The 12,099-nt window shown below is 66.7% G+C and carries 12 protein-coding genes; 6 read left to right on the forward strand and 6 right to left on the reverse strand.

The annotated features are described in order from the left end of the window. Positions 1–16 precede the first annotated feature (16 nt). A complete protein-coding gene (locus ACFWVD_RS11750; RefSeq protein ID WP_379242014.1) occupies positions 17–1,156 on the forward strand; it encodes an epoxide hydrolase family protein in 1,140 nt (379 codons plus the stop codon). 73 nt (positions 1,157–1,229) lie between these two features. Here the strand turns inward: ACFWVD_RS11750 and ACFWVD_RS11755 are convergent, their stop codons facing one another. Both ACFWVD_RS11755 and ACFWVD_RS11760 read right to left on the reverse strand, forming a co-directional pair. Then, entirely contained in the window at positions 1,230–1,733 is a 504-nt protein-coding gene (locus ACFWVD_RS11755; RefSeq protein ID WP_379242015.1) for a M15 family metallopeptidase, read from the reverse strand. 10 nt (positions 1,734–1,743) lie between these two features. Next, the gene (locus ACFWVD_RS11760; RefSeq protein ID WP_379242016.1) at positions 1,744–3,144 is read right to left on the reverse strand and encodes an ABC1 kinase family protein; all 1,401 of its coding nucleotides are present in this window, start codon (positions 3,142–3,144) and stop codon (positions 1,744–1,746) included. 267 nt (positions 3,145–3,411) lie between these two features. Between ACFWVD_RS11760 and ACFWVD_RS11765 the strand changes: the two genes are divergently transcribed. Then, the gene (locus ACFWVD_RS11765) at positions 3,412–3,756 is read left to right on the forward strand and encodes a GNAT family N-acetyltransferase (protein ID WP_379242017.1); all 345 of its coding nucleotides are present in this window, start codon (positions 3,412–3,414) and stop codon (positions 3,754–3,756) included. Positions 3,757–3,959: 203 nt separating this feature from the next. Here the strand turns inward: ACFWVD_RS11765 and ACFWVD_RS11770 are convergent, their stop codons facing one another. Then, a complete protein-coding gene (locus ACFWVD_RS11770) occupies positions 3,960–5,636 on the reverse strand; it encodes a fumarate hydratase (protein ID WP_379242018.1) in 1,677 nt (558 codons plus the stop codon). Positions 5,637–5,904: 268 nt separating this feature from the next. Between ACFWVD_RS11770 and ACFWVD_RS11775 the strand changes: the two genes are divergently transcribed. After that, a complete protein-coding gene (locus ACFWVD_RS11775; protein WP_379242019.1) occupies positions 5,905–6,414 on the forward strand; it encodes a MarR family winged helix-turn-helix transcriptional regulator in 510 nt (169 codons plus the stop codon). A gap of 140 nt (positions 6,415–6,554) precedes the next feature. After that, a complete protein-coding gene (locus ACFWVD_RS11780; RefSeq protein WP_379242020.1) occupies positions 6,555–7,865 on the forward strand; it encodes an MFS transporter in 1,311 nt (436 codons plus the stop codon). Between the two features lie 43 nt (positions 7,866–7,908). On the opposite strand, the gene ACFWVD_RS11785 is transcribed toward ACFWVD_RS11780, so the two are convergent. The 3 genes from ACFWVD_RS11785 to mftE are packed head-to-tail and all read right to left on the reverse strand — an operon-like array spanning position 7,909 to position 10,402. Next, positions 7,909–8,421 carry a hypothetical protein gene (locus tag ACFWVD_RS11785; protein ID WP_379242021.1) on the reverse strand — a complete coding sequence of 171 codons (513 nt, stop codon included), beginning with the start codon at positions 8,419–8,421 and terminating at the stop codon, positions 7,909–7,911. 38 nt (positions 8,422–8,459) lie between these two features. Then, the gene (gene mftD / locus ACFWVD_RS11790; protein ID WP_379242022.1) at positions 8,460–9,704 is read right to left on the reverse strand and encodes a pre-mycofactocin synthase MftD; all 1,245 of its coding nucleotides are present in this window, start codon (positions 9,702–9,704) and stop codon (positions 8,460–8,462) included. Next, positions 9,701–10,402: a mycofactocin biosynthesis peptidyl-dipeptidase MftE gene (gene mftE / locus ACFWVD_RS11795; protein ID WP_379242023.1), complete on the reverse strand. Its 702-nt coding sequence runs from the start codon at positions 10,400–10,402 to the stop codon at positions 9,701–9,703. The genes mftD and mftE overlap by 4 nt, the downstream gene beginning before the upstream one ends. Before the next feature lie 76 nt (positions 10,403–10,478). Between mftE and mftR the strand changes: the two genes are divergently transcribed. Continuing rightward, a complete protein-coding gene (gene mftR, locus ACFWVD_RS11800) occupies positions 10,479–11,078 on the forward strand; it encodes a mycofactocin system transcriptional regulator (protein WP_379242024.1) in 600 nt (199 codons plus the stop codon). Between the two features lie 110 nt (positions 11,079–11,188). Next, positions 11,189–12,094, forward strand: a complete 906-nt coding sequence (locus ACFWVD_RS11805) for an STAS domain-containing protein (RefSeq protein WP_379242025.1) — start codon at positions 11,189–11,191, stop codon at positions 12,092–12,094. Positions 12,095–12,099 lie beyond the last annotated feature (5 nt).

A 12,099-nucleotide genomic window follows, 5' to 3' on the forward strand; every position in this document is an offset into this window, starting at 1 on the left:
ACAACGAGGAGTTCCGATGAGCACCATCCGCCCGTTCCGCATCGACATCCCGCAGGCCGATATCGACGATCTGCACGAGCGACTGAGCAGGGCGCGCTGGGCGGCGCAGCTGCCGGGCGAGGGCTGGGAGCGCGGCGTCCCCACCGAGTACCTGCGCGAGCTCGCCCACTACTGGGTGAACGAATTCGATTGGCGCGCACGGGAAGCCGCACTGAACGCGTTCCCGCAGTTCGTCACCGAGATCGACGGTCTCGACGTCCACTTCGTGCACGTCCGCTCCCCCGAACCCGACGCGGTGCCGCTGCTGCTGACCCACGGCTGGCCCAACTCGTTCGTCGAATTCACCCGCACCATCGGCCCGCTCACCGACCCGCGCGCGCACGGTCTCGACCCGGCACTGGCCTTCGACGTGGTGATCCCGTCCGTTCCCGGCTTCGCCTTCTCGGCGGCACCGCGCGAACCCGGAATGACCACGGCCCGCGTCGCCGCGATGTGGGCAACCCTCATGGACCGCCTCGGCTACGACCGCTACGGCACCCAGGGCGGCGACCTCGGCGCCTATGTCGCGCCGGAAATGGCACTGGCCGCGCCCGAGCACGTGATCGGCGTGCACCTCGACGGCGGGATCGGGATGCCGACCGAGGCGGATGTGCCCACGATGACGGCCGAGGACCTCGCGCAGTGGGCGGAGATGCAGCAGTGGATGACCGGCGGCGTCAACCATCACGACATCCTGAGAGCCGCCCCGCAGACCTTCGCGCTCGGCTGGAACGATTCGCCGGTGGCGCTGCTGTCCTGGATGATGCAGAAGTTCCAGGAGTTCGCGTTCATGGCCGACCTCGCCGAGGACGTGATCGACCGCGACCACCTGCTCACCAATATCTCGCTCTACTGGTTCACCCAGACCACCGGCACCTCGTCCTGGCCGATGTACGACGGACTGCGCGCCGGCGGCGGTTTCGGCTGGCCGACCGACCAGAACCTGGTGCCGACCGGCGTCTACGGCGGCGGCTCACCACTGATGCGCAAACTCGCCGACCGCGGCAACAAGATCACCCACTGGCCGTCGGGGAATCCGGGCAACCACTTCGTCGCGATGGAAGAACCCGCCGCGCACGTCGCCGACATCCGCACCTTCTTCGCCGAGCTGCGCTGACCTACCGCGTGGCAGTGCACTCAGGTGCACTGCCACGCCGGTTGCGTACTGTCCTCGCCGACCGAATCGAGCTCTAGCGGTGGCTCGCGTCCGGCACCGTCGGCGGGCACGGCGCGCCGGGTGCGGTGGCCAGCTCGAAATGCCACCACTCGTTGTCGAAGGTGCGGCAGAGGCCCCAGCGGTTGCCGTTGGCCTCCAGCCACTGGGCGCCTACCTGTGGGCCGACGTCGACGGCGTGGCCGGAGACGTGGGTGGACTCTTCGGGTGGGAGGACCCAGCGGCGGGCTTCCTCGGGGGTGCCGTAGGTGGCGAGGCCGTCTTGCCAGAGCCATTGCTGCTGCTCGTAGGTGCGGTAGCCGGAGGTGATCGACAGTGGTACGCCCTCGGCGTGGGCCTGTTGTTCAGCGAGGGTGTAGGCGGCGGCCAGCGGCGGGGCGAGGCCTTCGGTGCCCGCGGCGGATTGGAACTGTTCGAGGGTGTCGGCGTTGGCGGTTCCGAGGCCTAGGGCTGTTACGGCTGCGGCGGCTGTGATCGTGATCAGGATCCGGACGGCCGCGCGGCCGAGCACAGTGTTCATAGACGGAATCCTATCGAGCGGGCCGGTCGCTACTTCCGCCCGCGGTCGCCCGCCACTGCGCGATCGTCGCGCCGATCGCGGTCTGCGAGGGCTCGTCGTAGAGCCATTCGCGGGCGAGTTGATGCCAGTTGGCGGTGACGCGCAGCTGGCCCAGGGTGGCGAAGGTGAACAGGTCGGCGCGGCGGGAGAACACGTGTTCGGGCGGCAGGAGTTGTTTGTGCATGCCCTGGAAGTCCGACGAGCGCGGGTCGGCGGCGAGAAGCAGTGCGCCGGTGGCGAATTCGGGGGTGATGGTGACTTCTTCGTCGAGCAGGTGCCAGCCGGTCACCGCCCAGACGTAGGCCATGCACTCTTCGACGGTGACCTGCGCGTCCGGGTCGATGATGCCCCGCCCGACCCACGCGTTGTACAGGTCTTCGGCCCTTCCTTCAGCGGCCGCCCGTAGGCAGGAACGCTCGAATTCCACATGGGCAGCGTCCATTTCGTTGTAGAGACCGAAATCGACGAAGGCCAGTTTGCCGTCGGCGGCCAGCAGCACATTGCCCGGATGGGGGTCGCCGCAGAACTCGTTGTCGGTGAACAGCGAACCGAGGTAGAAGCGGTAGATCAGCTCACCGTAGTGGTCACGCTCGGCGGCGGACAGTGTCTGGAGGTGCGAAAAGGGTTGTCCATCAACGTATTCGGTGACCAGCACATTGTGCGTGCAGTATTCCCCGATGCTGTCGGGCACGGTGATGAGGGGATGGCCGCGATAACGCTGGGCGACGCGATGCTGGGTGCGGGCCTCGCGTTCGTAGTCCAGTTCGCTGCGCAGATTGTCGGCGACTTCGTCGAACACGCCGGTGTCGGCGAGGCTGGGCAGCATGGATTTGCCCATCTTGCTGAGGAATTCGAGGTTGCCGATGTCGGCGTGCACGGCGCGCTCGACCCCCGGATACTTCACTTTGACCGCGACCACGCGCCCGTCGTGCAGTCGCGCCCGATGCACCTGGCCGATCGACGCGGCCGCGATCGACGTTTCGTCGAATTCGACGAAGGTGCGCGCAAGGGGCCCGAGATCGTCTTCGATCACCTTCCGCATCGTCGCGAAAGGCATCGCCGGCGCCCGGTCCTGCAGCGCCGCCAGCTGCTGACGGAACTGCTCCCGATGCGCTTCGGGCACGAAGTTCAGGTCGAGCACCGAGGCCATCTGCCCCAGCTTCATCGCCGACCCCTTCATGCTCCCCAACACCGCGACGATCTGCTGCGCTTTCATCATCGCCGACCGCTCGGCCAACACCTGCCGCGCCTCGTCGGTCCGCCCGATCATCGTCAACCGCCGCCCAACCCCCCGAACAGCCTGCCCCGCCGCGTACTGCCCCAACTTGGCACTGCGCGTCACCCGCCCCCGCGGAACCCCACCGGCAGCCATCCACGCCCCTATCCAGCCCTGTACACCGTATGTCGCGCGTCACATTACACCCGAACTCCTGGACGGATGATCTGAGCTCGGTCACGCCGAGGTGGGCGGCGGCGGACCCTCAGTCGCTGTAGTGACCGCGGCAAGCGATGATCTCGACCGTCCTGCTGCCAGCCGGGCAGTCACGGGCGACGAGCGCCACAGCACCCGACATCCACTGGCTTGGTCCAGGATGTTCGCATAGGTCAGCACACGATAACGACCGACAGACTGACACTCGTGCCGCTACGTGCTGAGCACACCGATGCCGTGGTCGAGATCTTCTCGCACAAGACAATGAGCACATATTTCGCGGTCGACTTGGGCGACGCGAATAGTGCGCGCGCGATGATGCGTGAACGGCTCGCCTACTCCGGTCCGACCGAAATGGGTCATTGGGCTTTCGTCCACGATGGCCGCGTTGTGGGGATCGGGCATCTACGCCCCTCCTGGGAACTCCCGGGCAGCCTGCCGGAGATCGGCTGGTACCTCAGCCCTGCTTGCGGCGGCCGTGGACTCGCGACCGAGGCTGCATCAGCCCTGCTCGAGCATGGGCTCCGCGACCTCACCCTGACATCGGTGTAGGCGCTGGTCCACCAAGACAACGAGCCCAGTCTGAAACTGGCTGCGCGACTAGGGTTCCTGCCGGTCGGCACAGGGTTCCACTATGGTGCCGAGCACCGGGTGCACGTCGCATTGCCCTGAATCGAACGGATGCCTGCCGCTGAAACGCACCGAAGCCCCGGTGGCGTTCGCACGCCGCCGAGGCTTCGGATGGAATCGAACGACTACGCGCGTTCCTTGGAGCGGGTGCGGACGCGCAGGGCGAGGGGCTTGGCGGTTTCGGCGAAGAAGTCGTTGCCTTTGTCGTCGACGACGATGAAGGCGGGGAAGTCTTCTACGTCGATTTTCCAGACGGCTTCCATGCCCAGTTCGGCGTATTCCAGGACCTCGACGTTTTTGATGCAGTCCAGGGCCAGGCGTGCGGCGGGGCCGCCGATGGAGCCGAGGTAGAAGCCGCCGTGTTCGTGGCAGGCCTTGGTGACCTGGGCGGAGCGGTTGCCCTTGGCGAGCATGACCATGGAGCCGCCCGCGGCTTGGAACTGGTCGACGTAGGAGTCCATGCGGCCCGCGGTGGTGGGACCGAACGAACCGGATGCGTAACCCTCGGGAGTCTTCGCCGGGCCGGCGTAGTAGACGGCCATGTCGCGCAAGTACTCCGGCATGGGTTCGCCTGCATCGAGGCGTTCCTTGATCTTGGCGTGGGCGATGTCGCGGGCCACGACCAGCGGGCCGGTCAACGAAAGACGGGTCTTCACCGGGTATTTGGACAGTTCGGCGCGGATCTCGTCCATCGGACGGTTGAGGTCGATCTTGACCACGTCGCCACCGAGGATGTCGGCGGTCTGCTCCGGAAGGTACTGGGCCGGTTCGGTTTCCAGCTGTTCCAGGAAGATGCCGTCCTTGGTGATCTTCGCCAGTGCCTGACGGTCCGCGGAGCAGGAGACGGCGATCGCGACGGGGCAGGACGCGCCGTGGCGGGGCAGGCGGACCACGCGCACGTCGTGGCAGAAGTACTTGCCGCCGAACTGCGCGCCGATCCCGAACTCGCGGGTGAGCTGGAAGACTTCTTCCTCGAGCTCGACGTCACGGAAGGCGTGCCCGGTGATCGAACCCTCGGTGGGCAGGTTGTCCAGGTAGTGCGCGGACGCGTATTTCGCTGTCTTCAAGGCGAATTCGGCACTGGTGCCGCCGATGACCACCGCGAGGTGGTACGGCGGGCAGGCCGCGGTGCCCAGCGAACGGATCTTCTCGTCGAGGAACTCGAGCATCCGCTCGGGGTTCAGCACAGCCTTGGTTTCCTGGTACAGGAACGACTTGTTCGCCGAACCGCCACCCTTGGCCATGAACAGGAACTTGTACACCGGATTGTCGGCGTCACCCTCGGTCGAATACAGCTCGATCTGCGCGGGCAGGTTGGTGCCGGTGTTCTTCTCGTCCCACATGGTGATCGGGGCGAGCTGCGAGTAGCGCAGGTTCAGCTTGGTGTAGGCGTCGAAGATGCCACGGCTGAGCCATTCGGCGTCGTCGACCCCGGTGAGCACGCCTTCGCTCTTCTTGCCCATCACGATCGCGGTGCCGGTGTCCTGGCACATCGGCAGCACGCCACCGGCGGAGATGTTGAGGTTCTTGAGCAGGTCCAGCGCGACGAAGCGGTCGTTGCCCGAGGACTCGGGGTCGTCGATGATCTTGCGCAGCTGCCGCAGGTGCGCGGGGCGCAGGTAGTGGCTGATGTCGTGGATCGCCGTCTCGGTCAGCAACCGCAGCGCCTCGGGCTCCACCTGCAGGAAGGTGCGCCCGTTGTGTTCGAAGGTGCTGACTCCCTCGCTGGTGAGCAGGCGGTAGGGGGTCTCGTCCGCGCCGATGGGCAGCAGATCGGAATAGCGGAATTCCGGGGCGGTCACGGATCGCACTCCTTCGGGCAGGGCGGGCACCGCGACGTCGCGGAGCACCAGGCAGGGCTGGTCACAAAGCAGTCCGCAGCCTATCGACCCGTGCACACAGAGCCGGTTGTTAGGCAACCCTATTTTCGCGATCGTCCCCGCAAAACCGCTAGCTCAACCATTATCGAGGTTGCACGTTCAACACAAACGGTGCTACCCATTCTCCCAACGGTGGTGGGCGTGCACCGTTCAATCCGAAGCCTGCACCTTCAGAATCTGGAGCTCGATCGTGACCGATCCACAGTGGCTCGATGATGTCGAAATGCGTGCCTGGCTGGGCTATGTCCGAACCCGCGACCTGATCGCCGCGGCGATCGGACGCGATGCGGGCCGCGCGGCCAACCTGAGCTACATCGAATACTCCGTGCTGGTCCACCTGGCCGACGCGCCGGGCCAGCGCCTGACCTTCGCCGATCTGGCCTGCGCGCTCGAGTGGTCGCAGAGCCGACTGTCGCACCAGATCACCCGCATGCAGAAGCGCGGTCTGGTCTCCCGCGAGACGATGCCGCACGACCAGCGCCGCACCGTGGCCAAACTGACCAGCGCCGGCGGCCAGGTGCTCACCACGGCCGCGCCCGCGCATGTGCGCAGTGTGCGCAGGCACATGATCGATGTGCTGGACCGCGATCAACTCGCCGCCCTGGCCGAGATCTACGACACGCTGGTGGATCACCATCGCAGCGCGCCAAGGGAATTCAGCCCGCGCGGCTCGGAAGAGCCGGCGGCAGAGGTGTCTTGACTCGATCGAACAAAACTTACGTTTGATCTTCGACCACGGGAACAGATCTCGAGCAGCGCCGGGTGTGGTTTTCTACACGCCACGGTCGCGGCCCCCACCGGCGCGACCCGCTCTCTTCTCGCCCGTGTGACAGGATTTTCATGAAGGAATTATCGCCGACGAGCGCAGCCGCGAAAGCTGGGCCGACCGACGGAAGACGGGTCGCCACAGCCAGTTTCATCGGCACCGCGATCGAGTTCTACGACTACTACATCTACGGCACCGCCGCGGCACTGGTGCTGAACAAGATGTTCTTCCCGACCCTGTCACCGATCGCCGGAACCTTGGCGGCACTGGCGACTTTCGCCATCGGGTTCATCGCCAGGCCGGTCGGCGCGATCATCTTCGGCCACTACGGCGACCGCATCGGACGCAAACGCACGCTGGTGGTGTCGTTGCTGCTCATGGGCCTGTCCACGGCGTGCATCGGGTTGCTGCCCGGTTTCGACGCGATCGGGGTGGCGGCGCCGATTCTGCTGGTCACGCTGCGGGTGCTGCAGGGCATCGGTCTCGGCGGTGAGTGGGGTGGCGCGGCGCTGTTGTCGACCGAGCACGCCCCGGCCAACAAGCGCGGCCTGTTCGCCTCCGCGGCCCAAATGGGTTCGCCGGTAGGCTATTTCGTCGCCACGGCGTCGTTCTGGGCCTTGTCGGCGTGGCTGCCCGACAGCGTGTTCGAGTCGTGGGGGTGGCGCATTCCGTTCCTGTTCTCGTTCGTGTTGGTCGCGGTCGGCTTGCGCATTCGATTGAAGGTGGCGGAGACTCCCGCTTTCGCCGAATACGTCAGCGCGCAAGAGGCGACGAAGGTGCCGCTGATGACGGTGGTGCGCCGCTACCCGAAGCAGCTGCTGCTGGGCGCGGGCGCCATGGTCGTCATCTACGTGATGTTCTACACCGCCGCCACCTACTGCCTGACCTACACCACGAAAACCCTGGGCATTCCCCGCAATTCGATGCTGGGCCTGACCTTGATCGCGGTGGTGGTGCTCGGCGTGAGCACCTTCCTGGTGGCCCGCCAGTCCGATATCACCGGTCGGCGCAAGCTCATGCTGGGCGGGGCGGCGTTCGGTGTGGTGTGGGGCATGGTGTTGTTCCCGCTGTTGGACACCAAGAACCTGGTGTTGATCGCGATCGCGCTGTCGGGTGCGCTGCTGTGCATGGGCATCGTGTACGGGCCGATCGGGGCGTTTCTGCCCGAGCTGTTCCCCACCGAGGCACGGTATTCCGGCGCCGGGTTGGCCTACAACCTGGGCGGCGTGCTCGGCGGTGGCATCGCGCCGCTGCTGGTGGCCAAGATCAGTGAGAGCGCGGGCACCCTGGCGGTCGGGTTGTTCCTGAGCAGCATGGCGTTGATCTCGCTGCTGTGCATCATGGCCCTGCCCGAAACCCGGGATCGGAACCTGCAGGACGTCTGAGACGGACCCTGCCCGGTGCACGTTCGCACCGGGCGGGTTCGTTCTAGGACCCGCCGCTGCCGCCGGAGGAGTCCGGACGGGACTTGCCCAACCCTCCGCGAGAGATGGTGCCGCCCTTGGTGGGTGCGCCACGGTCGAAGATCTCTCCGCTGGTCGGGCGCAGAAAACTGCCCGCGGCCAACGCGACCGCGACACCGATCGCCGGGTACACGAACGTGTCGGTGTGCTGGTACCAGAAGCGGGTGAACCGGGTATCGGAGCTGTCGCATTGCGCGTCGGCTACCCGGACGTTGGTCGTCTTGTCCACGCACACCGCGACAGACGCCGTTGCCTTGGCCGACGTCGTGGTGGTCGGCCGGGGCGTGGTGGTGGACGTGGGGGCCTTGGCGGTGGTCGTGAGTGTGGCCGAGGTGGCGCGCGGCGCCGGTTTCGGTGTCGCGGTGCCACATCCGGCCGAGACCAACGCCACGGCCACGACGGCGGGCAAGGTGTAGGACACGCTGCGCGACATCATGATTCGACTACGCGAATCCGCTGATTCCGAAACCACATTCACGAAATGCCCCCTTCGACGGTGATGACCAACCGTCGATACTAACCAGCCGCACCCTCACTGACGAGGGTTCCGTCAATGCTGAAATCCCGGTTGCCGGAATGGTTTTGCCCCGATGGCACCCCTAATGCCCGTTCGAAACCGGCCGGAATCACGATGTCGTCGCGGGTCAGGTCGGTGATCGAGGTCTTGCGCAGACCCAGCAGGGCGGAGTCGATGCCGCCGCGCATGATGTCGAGAACATTTTCGACGCCGGCCTGGCCGTTGGCGGCAAGACCCCACAGGTAGGCGCGGCCGATCAGCACCGCGCGCGCACCCAACGCCACGGCTTTGACGACATCGCTGCCGCGCCGGATGCCACCGTCGAGCAGGACCTCGATCTGGTCCCCGACCGCGTCGGCCAGCACCGGCAGGGCGCGGATGGCAGCGGGGGTGCCGTCGAGGTTGTTGCCGCCGTGGTTGGACACCGAGATGCCCGCCACGCCCGCATCGACCGCCTGGAGGGCATCGTCGACCCGCATGACGCCCTTGAGCAGCACCGGTCCGTCCCACTGTGCGCAGATCCAGGCGACGTCGTCCCAGTCGGGCGCGGGGGTCTGCATCCATTCGCCGTAGGCACCGAAGAAACCGGGGGCCGCGCCGCCACCGACCGCCATATTGGGGGCGGTGAGGTCGGGGATCGACCCCGAGCGCAGGTAGGTCGCCAACCAGCGCGGGCGGGCGAGGGTCTGCGGCGCGAATTTCATCATCGTGCGCAGGTTCAGCGATTCGGGGATGACCGGGCTGCCCCAGTCGCGGCCGTGCGAGAACGACCAGTCCAGGGTGAGGATGAGTCCGACCGCGCCGGCCGCACGTGCCCTGGCCATGCGTTCGAGGATCTGGTCCTTGTTGCCACACCAGTACAGCTGGAACAGGGTCTGCGGGTTGGCCGCGATCACATCTTCGATCGGCTTGCTCGCAAAAGAGCTCAGCCCCATGGCGATTCCGCGCGCGGCCGCGGCACGGGCGACGGCGACTTCACCGTCGGGGTGCACCGCCTGCACGCCGGTGGGCGAGATCAGCAGCGGCATCGACACCGGTTGTCCCAGGACAGTTGTCGACTGGTCGCGTTCGCCGATCGGGCCCGCGCAGTGCGGGGCGAAGCCGAGTTCGGTGAACGCGGTTTGATTGTCTTCGATGGTCTGTCCGCGTTCGGATCCCGCGATCAGCGCGCCGTACACCGACTTCGGCAAACGCTTGCGGGCGCGCCGTTGCGCCTCGGCGACGGTTTCGAACCAGGGATTCATCGGGGTCCTTCCTCACGATCCTGCGGCCACCATCGGCCCAGGTCTTCCAGTAGTGCGGTGGTGGCGGCCGTCAGCAGGTCGGCGCCTTCTTCGGCGGTCGATCCGGTGGGGTCGCCCAGGATTCCGTTGGCACTGACCGCGCGCACCCCGCCCGCCCGCATCAGCGGCAGCAGGGCGGTCAGCGGTCGGGTGTCCCCCGGTTCGGCCAGTTCGGTGCGCACCAGGTCGGGGCGCAGCGCGAGTTGGATCGAGGTTTCGGTGCGGCCGGCGTGCGGGTCGCCGCCGTAGCCGGGTGAGAACAAGCGCACGTCGCGCGATTCGCGGCGCAGCAGGACCACTGCTCGACGCAGTGCTTCGACATTGCCGCCGTGCCCGTTCACCAGCACGATCCGCGAAAACGTGTCCGTCGCGGACCGGCACAGTTCCACGACCAGGAGTTCGAGCGCGGCCTGTCCGATCGACAAGGTGCCCGCGAACCCGGCGTGCTCACCACTGGCCCCGTACGGAACCGCAGGCGCGACGACCACATCGTCACGCAGCGCCGCGACCCGCGCACAGATCGCCGACGCGATGTCGGTATCGGTGGACAACGGCAGGTGCGGGCCGTGCTGCTCGGTCGCGCCGAGTGCGATGACAAGGATCACTCCCGCGGCGGCACATGCACCCGCCTGCGGCGATGTGAGGTGCGCCACGAACATGCTCCGAACATTAACGTCAGTCACTGACATAATCAAGAGCTCGTGCAGGTCGGCGTGCGGTCCCTACTCTGTATCCATGTCCGCCCCGTCTCCGCGCGCCCACCGCGGTCGCCCGCCGCGCACCACGCGCCGCGAACTCGAAGTGATCGCTATGCGGCTGTTCGCCGAACACGGGTTCGACGACATCACCGTCGAGCGCATCGCGGCCGAAGCGGGGGTCAGCGAGCGCACGTTCTTCCGCTACTTCCCCACCAAGGCCGAGGTGCTGTGGCACCAGTTCGACAACGAGGTGCACGACCTGCAAGCCGCCTTCGCCGCGGTTCCCGACGACGAGCCGATGATGGCGGCGGTACGTCGAATCGTGGTGGCGGCCAACAGATATCGCGCCCAGGACATTCCCGAACTACGCACCAGGATGCGTCTGGTCTCCGGTGTTCCCGCCCTGTCGGCGGGCGCGGGCGCACACTACGACGCCTGGGAACGCGCGGTCGGCGAGTTCGCCGCCAAGCGGTTGGGCGCCTCCCCGGAAGACCTCATTCCGCTGGCCATCGGACGCACCACCCTGGCCGCCGCGCGCGCCGCCTTCGACGCGTGGCTGCAGCGCGGCGACACCGACCTCACGGCCTATCTGGACCAGGCGCTGAGCGGGTTGGAACGCGGGTTCGCCCCGAATTAGCCGATAGCCGCACGTTTGGGCAGCACCACCAGGGGGGTATGAGTAGGCTCAGGCTCAACGCGCACTGTGCGCACCGAAAACGTTCTCCGTCGAAAGGGGCAGGGGTTTCCATGTCCGAGGTGTCCATGAGTCTTTCGGCGGATTCGCTGCCGGCACGCCAGGTTGACAACCTGCTACCGCAACTGGTCGAGCACCTGCGGCAGAACCGCACCGGGCTGCGTGAAGAGTGGGCACGGCGGATCACCGAAGCCGAGCTGCTCACCGCGATGACCCCGGAGGAGATCTTCTCCGAAGCCACGTCGATGTACGACAACTACGTCGAGGTGCTGGTCACCGGTAGCGTCGAGGCCCTGCAGGCCTACGCCCGCGACCTGTCCGAGCGCATCATTCCCCGCGGCGTGGAAACCGACGAGGTCCTCGGCATCGTGCTGCTGCTGCGCGACGTGCTGGCCCGCTCGCTGTTCGAGAAGTACCAGGCCGACTTCGAAATGCTCAACCAGGTCCTGGACGCCTACGAACCGGCCGCCAACCGCATCGCCAGCACCGTGGCCATCTCGTTCGTGCAGGAACGCGAACGCGTCATCCGCCAGCAGCAGGAAGCCATCCGCGAGCTGTCCACCCCGGTGCTGCAGGTGCGTGAACAGCTGCTCATTCTGCCGATCATCGGCGTGCTGGACTCCCAGCGCGCCCGTCAGCTCACCGAACAGCTGCTGCGCGCGATCCGCGCCAACCGCGCCAAGGTGGTCGTCATCGACATCACCGGTGTGCCGGCGATCGACTCGGTGGTGGCCAACCACCTCGTGCAGACCGTCGACGCGTCGGGCCTGATGGGTGCCAGCGTCATCATCACCGGCCTGTCCTCGGAGATCGCGCTCACGCTGGTCACGATCGGCTTGGATCTGTCCAAGATGAACGCCGTGGGCGACCTGCAGGGCGGTATCGAAGAGGCCGAGCGCTTGCTGGGATACGAGGTATCCCGGGTCACCGAGCGTTTGAGCGAGCGGGACGGGCGCTGAGCTAG

It is taken from the genome of Nocardia sp. NPDC058666 (assembly GCF_042714895.1).
GTDB lineage: Bacteria > Actinomycetota > Actinomycetes > Mycobacteriales > Mycobacteriaceae > Nocardia.